This window comes from Pseudomonas sp. MWU13-2100 (genome assembly GCF_023242365.1).
Taxonomy (GTDB): Bacteria; Pseudomonadota; Gammaproteobacteria; order Pseudomonadales; family Pseudomonadaceae; genus Aquipseudomonas.
Genome location: NZ_JALLIX010000048.1, coordinates 34,019 through 49,647, shown reverse-complemented (window position 1 = coordinate 49,647; position 15,629 = coordinate 34,019). Strand labels below are relative to the sequence as shown.

12 protein-coding genes are annotated in these 15,629 nt (G+C 63.3%); 8 read left to right on the top strand and 4 right to left on the bottom strand.

Translation table 11 applies throughout. The annotated features are described in order from the left end of the window. Window positions 1–307: 307 nt before the first annotated feature. Genes gatB through gatC form a run of 3 tightly spaced genes read right to left on the bottom strand, consistent with a single transcriptional unit; the run spans window position 308 to window position 3,519 of the window. Window positions 308–1,753 (bottom strand): Asp-tRNA(Asn)/Glu-tRNA(Gln) amidotransferase subunit GatB, encoded by a 1,446-nt coding sequence (gene gatB / locus M5B99_RS25480; protein ID WP_248806651.1) that lies wholly within the window; start codon window positions 1,751–1,753, stop codon window positions 308–310. A gap of 10 nt (window positions 1,754–1,763) precedes the next feature. Next, complete coding sequence (gene gatA / locus M5B99_RS25475) at window positions 1,764–3,215, bottom strand: Asp-tRNA(Asn)/Glu-tRNA(Gln) amidotransferase subunit GatA (RefSeq protein ID WP_248806650.1); 1,452 nt, start codon at window positions 3,213–3,215, stop codon at window positions 1,764–1,766. A gap of 16 nt (window positions 3,216–3,231) precedes the next feature. Further along, window positions 3,232–3,519 carry an Asp-tRNA(Asn)/Glu-tRNA(Gln) amidotransferase subunit GatC gene (gene gatC, locus M5B99_RS25470; protein ID WP_152740064.1) on the bottom strand — a complete coding sequence of 96 codons (288 nt, stop codon included), beginning with the start codon at window positions 3,517–3,519 and terminating at the stop codon, window positions 3,232–3,234. Between the two features lie 256 nt (window positions 3,520–3,775). Here gatC and mreB point away from each other — a divergent pair, with 256 nt between their 5' ends. From mreB to tldD, 8 genes are all read left to right on the top strand, one after another. Continuing rightward, the gene (mreB, locus tag M5B99_RS25465) at window positions 3,776–4,813 is read left to right on the top strand and encodes a rod shape-determining protein MreB (protein ID WP_002555108.1); all 1,038 of its coding nucleotides are present in this window, start codon (window positions 3,776–3,778) and stop codon (window positions 4,811–4,813) included. Window positions 4,814–4,955: 142 nt separating this feature from the next. Further along, window positions 4,956–6,038, top strand: coding sequence for a rod shape-determining protein MreC (mreC, locus tag M5B99_RS25460; protein WP_318654588.1), 1,083 nt, complete (start codon window positions 4,956–4,958; stop codon window positions 6,036–6,038). Further along, entirely contained in the window at window positions 6,038–6,526 is a 489-nt protein-coding gene (gene mreD, locus M5B99_RS25455; RefSeq protein ID WP_248806648.1) for a rod shape-determining protein MreD, read from the top strand. The genes mreC and mreD overlap by 1 nt, the downstream gene beginning before the upstream one ends. Window positions 6,527–6,608: 82 nt before the next feature. After that, on the top strand, window positions 6,609–7,214 hold the full coding sequence (locus M5B99_RS25450; RefSeq protein ID WP_248806647.1) for a Maf family protein: 606 nt from the start codon (window positions 6,609–6,611) through the stop codon (window positions 7,212–7,214). 59 nt (window positions 7,215–7,273) lie between these two features. Further along, window positions 7,274–8,731 (top strand): ribonuclease G, encoded by a 1,458-nt coding sequence (rng, locus tag M5B99_RS25445; RefSeq protein ID WP_248806646.1) that lies wholly within the window; start codon window positions 7,274–7,276, stop codon window positions 8,729–8,731. Between the two features lie 75 nt (window positions 8,732–8,806). Continuing rightward, window positions 8,807–12,622, top strand: a complete 3,816-nt coding sequence (locus M5B99_RS25440) for a YhdP family protein (protein ID WP_248806645.1) — start codon at window positions 8,807–8,809, stop codon at window positions 12,620–12,622. Between the two features lie 93 nt (window positions 12,623–12,715). After that, window positions 12,716–13,561, top strand: coding sequence for a carbon-nitrogen hydrolase family protein (locus M5B99_RS25435; RefSeq protein ID WP_248806644.1), 846 nt, complete (start codon window positions 12,716–12,718; stop codon window positions 13,559–13,561). A gap of 19 nt (window positions 13,562–13,580) precedes the next feature. Beyond that, window positions 13,581–15,023 (top strand): metalloprotease TldD, encoded by a 1,443-nt coding sequence (gene tldD / locus M5B99_RS25430; RefSeq protein WP_100942256.1) that lies wholly within the window; start codon window positions 13,581–13,583, stop codon window positions 15,021–15,023. A 51-nt stretch (window positions 15,024–15,074) separates the two neighbouring features. Here tldD and yjgA read toward each other — a convergent pair whose 3' ends face one another. After that, window positions 15,075–15,596 (bottom strand): ribosome biogenesis factor YjgA, encoded by a 522-nt coding sequence (yjgA, locus tag M5B99_RS25425; protein WP_248794852.1) that lies wholly within the window; start codon window positions 15,594–15,596, stop codon window positions 15,075–15,077. Window positions 15,597–15,629 lie beyond the last annotated feature (33 nt).

The following is a 15,629-nucleotide window of genomic DNA, read 5'->3' as shown; positions in this document are numbered from 1 at the left end:
TGTCCCGTGTCCGACGCAGGACCAGTGGGAGCGGAGCTTGCCCGCGAAGCTTCTGGCGGTCTTGAGGAGCGCATCGCTGGCAAGCCAGGCTCCTACAGGATTGTATCGTACGCAAATCCCGTGTCCGACGCAGGACCTGTGGGAGCGGAGCTTGCCCGCGAAGCTTCTGGCGGTCTTGAGGAGCGCATCGTTGGCAAGCCAGGCTCCTACAGGATCGTGTCGTACGCAAATCCTCTGTCCGACGCAGGACCTGTGGGAGCGGAGCTTGCCCGCGAAGCTTCTGGCGGTCTTGAGGACCCGCTCGCAATCAGCCTTCGAGCTTGCTCTTCAGCAGTTCGTTGACTTGCTGCGGGTTGGCCTTGCCCTTGGACGCTTTCATCGCCTGGCCGACAAAGAAGCCGAACATCTTGCCGCGCTTGGCTTCATCCGCCGCCCGATACTGCTCGACCTGCTCGGCGTTGGCCGCCAGCACTTCGTCCAGCACCTTCTCGATGGCACCGCTGTCCGTGACCTGCTTCAGGCCACGGGCCTCGATCACCTCGTCGGCGCTGCCTTCACCATTGGCCATGGCCTCGAAGACCATCTTGGCGATCTTGCCGGAGATGGTGTTGTCGCTGATCCGCAACAACATACCGCCCAGTTGCTCGGCCGTGACCGGCGCCTGGTCGATGTCCACGCCCAGCTTGTTCAGCAGGCTGCCCAACTCGACCATGACCCAGTTGGCCGCCAGCTTGGCGTCACCGCCGATGCTCACGACTTTTTCGAAGTAGTCCGCCTGCTCGCGGCTGGAAGCCAGCACGCTGGCATCGTAGACCGACAGACCGAACTGTGCCTGGAAGCGCTCGCGTTTCTGCGGTGGCAGCTCCGGCAACTGCGCGCGGACTTCATCGAGGAACGCATCCTCGATCACCACCGGCAACAGGTCCGGGTCGGGGAAGTAACGGTAGTCGTTGGCTTCCTCCTTGCTGCGCATGGCGCGGGTCTCGTCCTTGTTCGGGTCGTACAGGCGGGTCTGCTGGATCACCCGGCCGCCGTCCTCGATCAGTTCGATCTGGCGTTGTACTTCGGTGTTGATCGCCTTCTCGATAAAACGGAACGAGTTGACGTTCTTGATCTCGCAACGGGTGCCGAACTCGACCTGGCCCTTGGGCCGGACCGAGACGTTGCAGTCGCAACGCAACGAACCTTCGGCCATGTTGCCGTCGCAGATGCCCAGGTAGCGCACCAGCGCATGGATCGCCTTGACGTAGGCCACGGCTTCCTTGGCGTTGCGCATGTCCGGTTCGGAAACGATTTCCAGCAGCGGCGTGCCGGCCCGGTTCAGGTCGATGCCGGTGGCGCCGCTGAAGTCCTCGTGCAGGCTCTTGCCGGCGTCTTCTTCCAGGTGCGCTCGGGTGATCCCGACGCGCTTGACCGTGCCGTCTTCCAGGGTGATGTCCAGATGGCCCTTGCCGACGATCGGCAGTTCCATCTGGCTGATCTGGTAGCCCTTGGGCAGGTCCGGGTAGAAGTAATTCTTGCGCGCGAACACGTTGTGCTGGCCGATCTCGGCGTCGATCGCCAGGCCGAACTTCACCGCCATGCGCACCGCTTCCTGGTTCAGCACCGGCAACACGCCGGGCATGCCCAGGTCTACCAGGCTCGCCTGGGTATTCGGCTCGGAACCGAAGGTGGTGGCGCTACCGGAGAAAATCTTCGATTGGGTGGCGAGCTGGGTATGAATCTCCAGCCCGATCACGACTTCCCATTGCATGTGTTTCTCCTCAGAAGCCTTCAGGTGTGCGGGTGTGCCAGTCAGTGTTGAGCTGATACTGGTGCGCAACGTTGAGCAGACGGCCTTCCTGGAAATACGGGGCCAGCAGTTGCACGCCCACCGGCAAGCCGTCGACGAAACCGGCCGGCATGGACAGGCCCGGCAGGCCCGCGAGGTTGGCGGTGATGGTGTAGACGTCTTCCAGGTACTCGGCGACCGGGTCGCTGTTTTTCGCGCCGATCTTCCACGCCGGGTTCGGTGTGGTCGGGCCGAGAATGATGTCGACCTCGTTGAAGGCGGCCATGAAGTCGTTCTTGATCAGGCGCCGGATCTTCTGTGCCTGCAGGTAGTAGGCGTCGTAGTAGCCGGCCGACAGCGCGTAGGCGCCGACCAGGATGCGGCGCTGGACTTCCGCGCCGAAACCTTCGCCACGGGAACGCTTGTACAGGTCGGTGAGGTCTTTCGGGTCTTCGCAGCGATAGCCGAAACGCACGCCATCGAAGCGCGACAGGTTCGACGAGGCTTCCGCCGGGGCGATCACGTAGTACGCGGGGATCGCGTGCTGCATGTTCGGCAGGCTGATCTCCTTGATGATCGCGCCGAGTTTTTCCAATGCCTTGATGCTGGCCTGGATCAGTTCGGCGATGCGCGGGTCGAGGCCGGCGCTGAAGTATTCCTTCGGCACGCCGATGCGCAGGCCCTGGATCGAGGTGCCGAGGCTGGCGGAGTAATCCGGTACCGGCTCATCAATGCTGGTGGAGTCCTGCGGGTCGAAGCCGGCCATGCCTTGCAGCAGCAGGGCGCAGTCTTCGGCGGTGCGCGCCAGCGGGCCACCCTGGTCGAGGCTGGAGGCGTAGGCGATCATGCCCCAGCGCGAGACGCGACCATAGGTCGGTTTCAGCCCGGTGAGGTTGGTCAGCGCCGCCGGCTGGCGGATCGAGCCGCCGGTGTCGGTGCCGGTGGCCGCCGGCAGCAGGCGCGCGGCAACCGCCGCCGCCGACCCGCCGGACGAACCGCCCGGCACATGTTCCAGGTTCCACGGGTTTTTCGCCGGGCCGTAGTAGCTCGATTCGTTACCCGAGCCCATGGCGAATTCGTCCATGTTGGTCTTGCCCAGGGTCACGGTGCCGGCGGCGGCCAGCTTGGCGACCACGGTGGCGTCATAGGGCGCCTTGAAGTTGTCGAGCATCTTCGAGCCGCAGCTGGTGCGGATGCCCAGGGTGCAGAACAGGTCCTTGTGGGCAATCGGCGCGCCGAGCAGGGCACCGTTCTCGCCGGCGGCACGGCGGGCGTCGGCGGCCTTGGCCTGGCTCAGGGCCAGGTCCTCGGTGAGGCTGATAAAGCTGTTGAGCTGCGGGTCGAGCTCGGCGATACGCGCCAGCAGGGTCCGGGTCAGCTCTTCGGAGGAGAATTTCTTGTCGGCGAGGCCACGGGCGATCTCGGCCAGGGTCATCTGATGCATTGCAGGCTCTTTCCCTTTAGTCGATGACTTTCGGAACCAGGTACAGGCCGTTTTCGACCGCTGGCGCGATGGACTGATAAGCCTCGCGGTGATTTCGCTCGGTGACGACGTCGGCGCGCAGGCGCTGATTCGCTTCCAGAGGGTGGGCAAGCGGTTCGATGCCGCTGGTATCGACAGCCTGCATCAGGTCGACCAGGCCCAGAATGCTGTTCAGGGCTTCGGTGGTGCGTGGAAGATCGGCTTCGACCAGGCCCAGGCGGGCCAGGTGAGCGATTTTTTCCACGTCGGAGCGTTCAAGCGCCATGGGGATCTCCAGTGGAAAACCGGACGGAAGGTGTCCGTTCGGTTAGGCAATACACAATAAAGAGTGTCAATAAGTGCGGGCGCGACTTACGATTGTCGGAACACTACCGCATTTCTACGGTCACATGGCCGCGATTGTATGGGATGGTGCTCGGAAAAACGCCTAATTTAACATATTGGCGCCTTGCCCAAAATCCCCGTCGTTGTTAGAGTTTGCCGCACTTTTTTACCCACGCGTTGCCCAGGGTCCCTTTCCAATGTTCAAGAAACTGCGTGGCATGTTTTCCAGCGATCTCTCCATCGACCTGGGCACAGCCAACACCCTTATCTACGTGCGCGAGCGCGGTATCGTCCTGAATGAGCCATCGGTTGTTGCGATTCGCACCCATGGCAACCAGAAGAGCGTCGTCGCCGTCGGCACCGAGGCCAAGCGCATGCTCGGCCGTACGCCGGGCAACATCGCCGCCATTCGTCCGATGAAAGACGGCGTGATCGCCGACTTCAGTGTCTGCGAGAAGATGCTGCAGTACTTCATCAACAAGGTGCATGAAAACAGCTTCCTGCAGCCCAGCCCTCGGGTGCTGATCTGCGTACCGTGCAAATCGACCCAGGTCGAGCGTCGTGCCATCCGTGAATCGGCCCTTGGCGCCGGTGCCCGGGAAGTGTTCCTGATCGAAGAACCGATGGCCGCCGCCATCGGTGCCGGCCTGCCGGTGGAAGAAGCCCGCGGTTCGATGGTTGTCGATATCGGTGGTGGTACCACTGAAATCGCACTGATCTCCCTGAACGGCGTGGTCTATGCCGAATCCGTGCGGGTTGGCGGCGACCGCTTCGACGAAGCGATCATCACTTACGTGCGTCGCAACTACGGCAGCCTGATCGGTGAATCGACCGCCGAGCGCATCAAGCAGGAAATCGGTACCGCCTATCCAGGTGGCGAAGTGCGTGAAGTCGACGTGCGTGGCCGTAACCTGGCCGAAGGCGTGCCACGTGCCTTCACCCTGAACTCCAACGAAGTCCTGGAAGCCCTGCAGGAATCCTTGGCGACCATCGTCCAGGCGGTCAAGAGCGCCCTGGAGCAGTCGCCTCCGGAACTGGCCTCGGACATCGCCGAGCGTGGCCTGGTGCTGACCGGTGGTGGCGCCTTGCTGCGTGACCTCGACAAGCTGCTGGCCCAGGAAACCGGGCTGCCGGTGATCGTTGCCGAAGACCCGCTGACTTGCGTGGCCCGTGGCGGCGGTCGTGCCCTGGAAATGATGGATAAGCACACCATGGATCTGCTTTCCAGCGAGTAAGTTCGCTGAGAAGCTCTATGCTGTTCGGCTCACAGGCAGCACTTTGCAGTGCTGCCTGTTGCGTTTATCTTCTGTCAATCTTCATCCAGGCCGGTGTGATGCCGTATGAATAAAATGACTCATTGCCTGGGAGGAGCGGCTCATTAAACCGCTTTTTGCCAAAGGCCCCTCATTGGGCGTGCGCTTGCTGGTGCTGGTCGTGCTATCGGTCTCGCTGATGGTGGTCGATGCCCGGTTCACGCTGCTCAAACCGGTGCGCAGCCAGATGTCGCTGGTGCTGATGCAATCGTACTGGATCACCGACCTGCCGCAACGCTTGTGGCAAGGCGTGGCCAGTCAGTTCGGCAGTCGTACCGAGCTGGTCGCCGAAAACGAAAAACTCCAGACCGAAAACCTGCTGTTGCAAGGGCGCCTGCAAAAACTCGCGGCCTTGACCGAGCAGAACGTACGCCTGCGCGAGTTGCTCAACTCCTCGGCACTGGTCAACGAGAAGGTCGAGGTGGCCGAGTTGATCGGTATGGACCCGAACCCCTTCACCCATCGCATCATCATCAACAAGGGTGAGCGCGACGGTGTGGTCCTTGGCCAGCCGGTGCTCGATGCCCGTGGCCTGATGGGCCAGGTGGTCGAGTTGATGCCCTACACCTCGCGCGTGCTGTTGCTCACCGACACCACCCACAGCATTCCGGTGCAGGTCAACCGCAACGGCTTGCGGGCGATTGCCAGCGGTACCGGCAACCCCGAGCGCCTGGAACTGCGCCATGTCGCCGACACCGCTGATATCAAGGAAGGCGACCTGCTGGTCAGTTCCGGCCTGGGCCAGCGCTTCCCCGCGGGTTACCCGGTGGCGACGGTCAAGGAAGTGATCCACGACTCCGGCCAGCCTTTCGCCATTGTCCGCGCCGTGCCGACCGCCGCGTTGAACCGCAGCCGCTACCTGTTGCTGGTGTTCAGCGACAGTCGTACCCCGGAAGAGCGCGCCAACGAAGCGGCCCAGGCCCAGGAAGCGGATCGCCAGGGCGGTGACGGCGCGCCGGTAGTACCGGCCACCGTGCCCAAGCCCGCGGCCACGACACCGGCCAAGCCGAGCGCACCCGCCGCACCTGCCGCTGCACCGGCAACCCCGGCCAAGCCGGCAGCCCATGCCGTCAAGCCATCCGCTGCCAAGCCCGCCGCCGGCAAACCGTCGGCGGCGACACGGGCAGCCCCCCGGACGGAGCAATAATGGCTGATACCTTTTCCCGCAATGGCTGGATCGTCTGGCTGACTTTCGCCATCGGCCTGCTGCTCAGCGTCTCGCCACTGCCGCAATTCATGGAGATCCTGCGCCCGCTGTGGCTGGCACTGTTGCTGGCGTTCTGGGCGTTGTACCTGCCGCACAAGATCGGCATGGTCACCGCGTTCCTGCTGGGCTTGGCCGAAGACGTGCTCTACGGCACCCTGCTGGGGCAGAACGCATTGATCCTGACCCTCATCACTTTCCTTGTACTGTCGCTGCAACAGCGCTTGCGGATGTTCCCGATGTGGCAACAGAGCCTGGTGCTCCTGGTGATCTTCGGCCTGGCGCAGTTGGTGCAACTCTGGCTCAGCGCCTTGACCGGCAACCGCCAACCGACCCTGGCGCTGGTGCTGCCGGCCCTGGTCAGCGCCTTGCTCTGGCCTTGGGTCAGCTTCGGTCTGCGGGGGCTGCGCCGGCGCTACAAAATCAACTGACGGGATTTGCCTGCCATTTGCGGGTGAGCTGCTGATTCTGCTGACATGGCTCCTATAAAGAGCCCGACACGGAGATGTCTTGATGACCTCGCTCTACCTGGCTTCCGGCTCGCCGCGTCGGCGTGAATTGCTGACGCAGATCGGCGTGCCGTTCAGCGTCATCAGTGCCGAGATCGACGAAACCCCATTGCCTGATGAAAGCCCGCTGGCCTACGTCGAGCGTCTGGCGCGCGGCAAGGCCGCGGCCGGTCGTGCGCGGTTGGGGGCCGGGCAAGCGGCAGCCGGGACCTGCGTGCTGGGGGCCGACACCGCCGTGGTGCTGGACGGTCGGATTCTCGGCAAACCGCTGGATGAAGCCGATGCGCTGGCCATGTTGCAGGCCCTGTCCGATCGCGAACACGAAGTGCTGACTGCCATTGCCGTGCTCGACGGCGAGCGCTGTGAGTCGCGGGTGGTGCGCAGCCTGGTGAAATTTCGTGCAATACACCCAGAAGAAGCTCATCGCTACTGGTCCAGCGGCGAACCGCGGGACAAGGCGGGCGCCTATGCTATTCAAGGCCTGGCGGCGGTTTTCGTTGTGGGCTTGAATGGCAGTTATTCCGCCGTTGTCGGCCTGCCCGTTTGCGAAACCGCAGAACTGCTTGGCCATTTCGGCATACCCTGTTGGCAAAACCTTGTCGTGCGCTGATTGCCGCACGCCCGCGATATGGCAATTTTATTGTGAATACGCCTGAACGAGACCCAGCCATGAGTGAAGAGATCCTGATCAACATCACGCCGATGGAATCGCGCGTGGCGGTGGTAGAAAACGGCGTGTTGCAAGAGGTTCATGTCGAGCGTACGCAGAAACGCGGGATCGTCGGCAATATCTACAAGGGCAAGGTGGTGCGGGTGTTGCCGGGCATGCAGGCGGCGTTCGTCGACATCGGCCTGGACCGGGCGGCGTTTATCCACGCCTCGGAAATCTCCATGCGCGAAGGGCCGGCCGTCGAAAGCATCAGCGCGCTGGTGCACGAAGGGCAGAGCCTGGTGGTGCAAGTCACCAAGGATCCCATCGGCACCAAGGGCGCGCGCCTGACCACGCAACTGTCGATCCCCTCGCGTTACCTGGTGTACATGCCGCGTACCGCGCATGTCGGCATTTCCCTGAAGATCGAGGACGAAGCCGAGCGCGAGCGCCTCAAGCAGGTGGTCAGCGATTGCGTGGCCCGCGAAGGCATCACCGAAGCCGGCGGCTTTATCCTGCGCACGGCGGCCGAGGGTGCCGGGGCCGATGAGATCATGATGGACATCCGCTACCTGCGGCGCCTGTGGGACCAGATCGGCGCGCAGATCAAGACCATCGGCGCCCCCAGCGTGATCTACGAAGACCTGGGGCTGGCCCTGCGCACCCTGCGCGACCTGGTCAGCCCGAGGATCGAGAAGATTCGCATCGACTCGCGGGAAACCTTCCAGAAGACCACGCAGTTCGTCGCCGAACTGATGCCGGAAATCGCCGACCGCCTGGAGCACTACCCCGGCGAGCGGCCGATCTTCGACCTGTACGGTGTCGAGGACGAGATCCAGAAGGCCCTGGAGCGCAAGGTGCCGCTCAAGTCCGGCGGCTACCTGGTGGTCGACCCGGCCGAAGCCATGAGCACCATCGACGTCAACACCGGGGCCTTCGTCGGTCATCGCAACCTTGAAGAAACCATCTTCAAGACCAACCTCGAAGCGGCCACCGCGATTGCCCGGCAACTGCGCCTGCGCAACCTCGGCGGAATCATCATCATCGACTTCATCGACATGGAAGACGAGGAGCATCAGCGCCAAGTCCTGCGGACCCTGGAAAAGCAGCTGGAGCGCGATCACGCCAAGACCAACATCATCGGCATCACCGAGCTGGGCCTGGTGCAGATGACCCGCAAGCGCACCCGCGAAAGCCTCGAGCAGGTATTGTGCGAGCCCTGCGGCAGTTGCCAGGGGCGCGGAAAGTTGAAGACCCCGGAAACAGTTTGCTACGAGATTTTTCGTGAAATCTTGCGTGAGGCCCGCGCCTACCAGGCCGAAGGTTATAGAGTGTTGGCCAACCAGAAGGTCGTCGACCGTCTGCTGGACGAGGAGTCCGGCAATGTCGCCGAGCTGGAAGGCTTTATCGGCCGCACCATTCGTTTCCAGGTCGAGACCATGTATTCCCAGGAACAATATGACGTGGTGCTGCTCTGATTTCCTGTACTGAGAACCTGCAAGCCCGGTCCTGCGTCGACCTGTTCACTGAACCTTGCCTGAGGGGGCACTGACATGGAGCGTCTGACACGCTTTGTTGCCGGCCTGACCCGCTGGAGCATGGGCCTCGGTGCGTTGTTGCTGGTACTGGTGGCATTGTATGTCAGCCTGGGCCGGCAACTGGTGCCGCTGGTGGCCGAGTACCGCACCGAAATCGAAAGCAAGGCCCAGGCCGCCGTCGGCCTGCCGCTGTCCATTGGCAGGCTGGAAGGGCGCTGGCAGGGCTTGACGCCGGTGCTGCTGGCCCACGATGTAAGAGTTGGCGAGGGCGCTTCGGCGCTGTTGCTGGACAAGGTCCAGGTGACTCCCGATCTCTGGGCCAGCCTGCGGGCCCGCGAAGTGCGGATTGCCCATCTTGAGCTCAGTGGCCTGCAACTGAGTTTGAAGGAAGACCAGGACGGCCACTGGGCCCTCCAGGGTTTTCCGGTGCAGGACGACCAGCCGCTGGATCCCGCGCAGTGGCTGACCCGTGCGCAGATGATCAAGCAGTTGTCGGTGCTCGACAGCCAGTTGACCTTGCAGCCGTTCGGCCGATCACCGCTGAGCCTGACTTACATCGGTCTCAACCTGGAAAGCGGTGTGTCCCGCCAGCGCCTCGACCTGCGCTTGAATTTGCCCGACGGCCAACCCCTGGCCCTGAACCTGAAAACCCGCCTGCGCGCCAGCGACTGGCGCAATGGCACGGCGCAAGCCTACCTGAGCCTGCCGCAAAGCGACTGGGCGCACTGGCTGCCGACGCGGCTGACCGGGCAGATGAACATCACCGAGCTCAAGGCCGGTGGCGAGTTCTGGTTGAACTGGGCCAATGGTACGGTGCAGAGCGCCGTGGTCCGGCTCAATGCGCCGCAATTCCGGGGCGCCTATGCCCAGCGCAAGGCGGTCAGCATCGACAACCTGGCCCTCAACGCCTATGTCCAGCACACCGGGCAGGGGTTTGACGTGCAGCTCAACTCCCTGGCGATGAGCCTGGGCAAGACGCGCTGGGAAAGCCACTTGCAATTGCAGCAACTCGCCGCCACCGACAAAGAACCGGAGCGCTGGCACTTGCAGGCCGATCGCCTGGACCTGACGCCGCTCACCCCCTTGCTCGACGCCCTGGCGCCCCTGCCTGAAGGCCTGGCCACGACCATCGATCACCTGAACGTCAGCGGCGCCCTGCGCAACGTGCTGCTGGATTACCGGCCCCAGGAAACCGGCGATCAAAAGCTGAGTTTCGCCGCGAACCTGGAACGGGTCGGCTTCGATGCCTACCACGGCGCCCCGGCGGCGCGTAATGTCAGCGGCAGCATCAGTGGCGACCTCGGCCAGGGCGAACTGCGCATGGACAGCAAGGATTTCTCCCTGTACCTGTACCCGATTTTCAACAAACCCTGGCAGTACCTGCAAGCCAATGCGCGCCTGACCTGGCGCCTGGACCAGGAAGGTTTCACCCTGATCGCGCCCTACATCAAGGTGCTCGGGGAAGAAGGCAAGATCGCCGCCGACTTCCTGATTCGCCTGCACTTTGCCCAGGGCACGGAAGACTACATGGACCTGCGGGTCGGCCTGGTGGATGGCGAAGGTCGTTTCACCCCCAAGTACCTGCCGGCGGTGTTGAGCCCGGCGCTGGACGAATGGTTGCGCAGTTCGATCCTGCATGGCGCGGTGGAGCAGGGCTTCTTCCAGTACCAGGGCTCGCTGAACCACGACGCCGTGGCCGCGGCGCGCAATATCAGCCTGTTCTTCAAGGTCCATGATGCCGAGCTGGCGTTCCAGCCGGGCTGGCCCCATGTCAGCAAGGTCAAGGGTGATGTCTTTATCGAGGACAGCGGGGTGCGGATCAACGCCAGCGAAGGCCAGTTGCTCAACACCCAGGTCAGCGACATCATGGTCAATATTCCCCATGTGCCCAGCGGGCAACACAGCCATATGTTCCTCGACGGCAACTTTGCCGGTGGCCTGGGCGACGGCCTGAAGATTCTCCAGGAAGCACCGATCGGCACTGGCGCGACCTTTGCCGGCTGGCAGGCCACGGGTGACCTGTCGGGCAAGGTGAGCCTCGATGTGCCACTGGTCAAGGCCGAGGAACCGAAGATCCTGGTGGATTTCAAGACCGACAAGGCCACGCTCAAGCTGCCTGATCCGGCGTTGGAACTGAGCCAGCTCAAGGGTGATTTCCGCTTCGACAGCGCCAAGGGCCTGAGTGCCGGAAATATCAGTGCCCAGGCATTCGAGCGGCCCATCAGCGCGCAGATTTTCGCCGACGGCAAACCGGGCAGCCTCAATACCCGGGTGGTGGCCAAGGGGCAGGTGGCGATCAAGAAGCTCAGCGATTGGCTGAATGTCAGCCAGCCGTTGCCGGTCTCGGGTGACCTGCCTTACCAGTTGCAACTGACCCTGGACGGTGCCGACAGCCAGTTGATGATCAACTCCAGCCTCAAAGGCGTTGCCGTCGACTTGCCGGCGCCGTTCGGCATGCCGGCCAGCCTGGGGCGCGACAGCGTGTTCCGCATGACCTTGCAAGGTGCCGAGCGGCGTTACTGGTTCAATTACGGCAACCTGGCCAACTTCACCTTTGCCGCGCCGAGCGGCAGGTTCGGCGAGGGCCGTGGCGAATTGTTCCTCGGCGACGGCTCCGCGCAACTGCCGACGGCCCAGGGCCTGCGGATCCGTGGAGTGTTGTCGGAGCTGGACCTGGAACCGTGGAAAGCCGTCGCTGACCGGTATGCCGGCCAGGACCCGGGCGGCAGTGCCAAGCAATTGCTCAGCAGCGCGGATTTCAAGGTCGGCAAGCTCAGCGCTTTCGGTAGCCGGTTCGACCAGGTGAATCTGCAGATGGCCCGCAGCGCCAATGCCTGGGGCTTGCGGATCGACAGCCAGCAGGCCAAGGGCAGCGTGACCTTGCCGGATGCCAAGGATGTGCCGATTGGCGTCAAGCTGGCCTATGTGCGCCTGCCGGCGCCGGACCCGAGTGTAGTCGCCGATGAGAATGCCCCGGACCCGTTGGCCTCGGTCGATCCCCGACAGATTCCAGCCGTGGACGTGAGCATCGAGCAACTGTTCCAGGGCAATGACCTGGTCGGTGCCTGGTCGCTCAAGGCGCGCCCGACCCCCAAGGGCATCAGGCTCAATGACCTCAATCTCGGCCTCAAAGGCTTGCAACTGCAAGGCTCTGGTGGCTGGGAAGGGCTTCCCGGCAGCAGCGGCAGTTGGTTCAACGGGCGCCTGGAAGGCAAGAACCTGGCGGACGTGCTCAAGGCCTGGAGCTTTGCCCCGACTGTCACCAGTGAGGATTTCCAGGTCGATGTCGATGGCCGTTGGCCCGGCTCGCCGGCCTGGGTCGGGCCCAAGCGCTTCTCGGGCAGTATCGATGCGACCCTGAACAAGGGCCAGTTCGTCGAGGCTGACGGCGGTGCCCAGGCCCTGCGGGTATTTGGCCTGTTGAACTTCAACTCCATCGGCCGCCGCCTGCGCCTGGACTTTTCCGACCTGTTGGGCAAAGGCCTCAGCTACGATCGGGTCAAGGGCCTGCTGGTGGCCAGCGATGGCGTGTATGTGACGCGCAATCCGATCACCCTGACGGGGCCTTCGAGCAACCTGGAACTCAATGGCACCCTCGATATGGTTGCCGACCGGGTCGATGCCAAGCTGCTGGTGACCTTGCCGGTGACCAACAACCTGCCGATTGCCGCGTTGATCGTCGGTGCGCCGGCCATCGGCGGCGCGCTGTTCCTGATCGACAAGTTGATCGGTGACCGCGTGGCGCGCTTCGCCAGCGTCAAATACAGCATTACCGGCCCCTGGAAAGAACCGAAGATCACTTTCGACAAGCCGTTTGACAAGTCGAAGTAAGGCTCCGGCGCAAACGGGTTGCGCCGGCATTTTTCGTACTGGGCATGCCGCTGCATGGAGTAGCATGACGCTATGTCTTTGAAGGAGTGCGCCATGACCTTTTCCGTCATCCAGATGGTCAGCCAGAGCGATGTCCTGGCCAACCTGGCCCAGGCACGCGCGCTGCTGGAGCGGGCTGCCGAAGGCGGGGCCCGGCTGGCCGTGCTACCGGAGAACTTCGCCGCCATGGGCCGTCGCGACATCGCCGAGATCGGCCGCGCCGAAGCCTTGGGTGAAGGACCGATCCTGCCCTGGTTGAAACAGGCCGCCCGCGACCTCAAGTTATGGATAGTGGCGGGCACCTTGCCATTGCCGCCTGTCGACCAGCCGCGCGCCAAGGCCAACGCCTGTTCGCTGTTGATCGATGAGCAGGGCGAGGCGGTGGCGCGTTACGACAAGCTGCATCTGTTCGATGTGGACGTGGCGGATACGCGCGGGCGTTATCGCGAATCCGATGACTATGCTTATGGCAGCCAGGTGGTGGTGGCCGATACCCCGGTAGGACGCCTGGGCCTGAGTGTGTGTTACGACCTGCGCTTTCCCGAGCTCTACAGTGAGTTGCGCAAGGCCGGTGCCGAATTGATCACCGCACCCTCGGCCTTTACCGCTGTGACGGGGGCGGCGCACTGGGAGGTGCTGATTCGCGCCCGGGCCATCGAGACCCAGTGCTACCTGCTGGCGGCAGCCCAGGGCGGGGTGCATCCGGGGCCGCGGGAAACCTTTGGCCACGCGGCGATTGTCGACCCCTGGGGGCGCATCGTCGCCGAACAGGATCAAGGCGAAGCGGTGTTGCTGGCCGAACGCGACAGTAATGAACAGGCGTCCATCCGGGCGCGGATGCCGGTGGCGAGCCATCGGCGCTTTTTCTCGCAGGGCGCGCAGCGACCTGCATCGGAATGACGAAATAAGGCGCAAAACTATGAGCGAGTTGTTGTCCTCAGTCAGCGAACACCTGTTGGCGCCGGGTGGCGTAACCATCGAAAGCCTGCAGGCGGTGCTGGGCGATCTGGCCGGGCCGGGCATCGATGCCGCCGACCTGTATTTCCAGGGGCAGATTTCCGAGTCCTGGGCCCTGGAAGACGGCATCGTCAAGGAAGGCAGTTTCAACCTTGACCAGGGTGTCGGCGTGCGCGCCCAGTCCGGTGAAAAAACCGGTTTTGCCTACAGCAACGCCATTACCCTCGAAGCCCTGGGCTCGGCGGCGCGTGCCGCCCGTTCGATTTCCCGGGCCGGGCAGCATGGCAAGGTGCAGGTGTTCAGCAGCCAGGAAGTGACGCAGTTGTATGCGCCGGATAACCCGCTGGACGTCATGAGCCGTGCCGAGAAGGTCGAATTGCTCAAGCGTGTCGATGTCGCCACCCGTGCCCTGGATCCGCGTATCCAGCAGGTCTCGGTGAGCATGGCCGGGGTCTGGGAGCGGATTCTTGTCGCCTCCACCGACGGCGGCCTGGCGGCGGATGTGCGGCCGCTGGTGCGCTTCAATGTCAGCGTGATCGTCGAGCAGAACGGCCGGCGTGAACGCGGCGGGCACGGCGGTGGCGGGCGTACCGACTATCGTTATTTCCTCACTGAAGACCGGGCCATGGGGTATGCCCGCGAGGCCCTGCGCCAGGCGCTGGTCAATCTCGAAGCGATTCCCGCGCCGGCCGGCACCTTGCCGGTGGTGCTTGGTTCCGGTTGGTCCGGGGTGCTGCTGCACGAAGCGGTCGGCCACGGCTTGGAAGGCGACTTCAACCGCAAGGGCAGTTCGGCCTATAGCGGGCGGATGGGCGAGATGGTTGCGTCGAAGCTCTGCACCATCGTCGATGACGGCACCCTGGCGGGCCGCCGCGGCTCCCTGAGCGTCGATGACGAAGGCACGCCGACCGAGTGCACCACGCTGATCGAAAACGGCGTGCTCAAAGGTTATATGCAGGACAAGCTCAATGCCCGGCTGATGGGCGTGGCGCGTACCGGCAACGGTCGTCGCGAGTCCTACGCGCACCTGCCGATGCCGCGCATGACCAACACCTACATGCTCGGTGGCGAAAGCGATCCGGCGGAAATCATCGCTTCGGTGAAACGCGGCATCTACTGCGCCAACCTCGGCGGCGGCCAGGTCGACATCACCAGTGGCAAGTTCGTGTTCTCCACCAGCGAGGCCTACCTGATCGAAGACGGCAAGATCACCGCACCGGTCAAGGGGGCGACGCTGATCGGCAACGGCCCGGAAGCCATGAGTCGGGTGTCGATGGTCGGCAACGACCTGGCGCTGGACAGCGGCGTGGGCACGTGCGGCAAGGATGGGCAGTCGGTACCGGTGGGGGTTGGTCAGCCGACCTTGAAGATCGATGCGATCACCGTGGGTGGCACGGGGTCGTAGGAAGAGGTGGAGCGTCGGGTGAGCGCCAGATGGGCTCACCCGGGGCGAAGCTCAACGCAGGCCGCGTTGAGTTTCGTCCAGCTCACGGATGTACTTGAAGATTTTACGGCTGGCGGCCGGCGCCTTGTTCTGCGCAAGCTCGTGTTGAGCCTGGCGGATCAGGGAGCGCAGTTGCTGGCGATCAGCGTCCGGGTAGTCGATGACGAACTTTTCCAGAACATCGTCGGCACCTGCGATCAGGCGATCGCGCCAGCGTTCGAGATTGTGGAAACGTTCGTTGTATTGCCGAGTGGAGGCATCGAGTTGGTCCAGCAGCATCAGGATGGCGTCAGTGTCCTGATCGCGCATCAGCCGGCCGATGAACTGGATATGCCGTTTCCGCGCGATATTCGCGGTGTGCTTCGGCGCTTCGGCCAGGGCACGGCGCAAGCCGTCGGTTAGTGGCAGTTTTGCCACCAGGTCCGGCTTGAGTGTTGTCAGGCGCTCGCCGAGATCAACCAGAGCATGCAGCTCGCGTTTGACCTGGGTTTTGCTTTTCTCCCCATCGAGGGAGTCGTCGTAAGAATCAACCATGGTGGCAGTCCGCAAAGAAACGCCGCCATGATA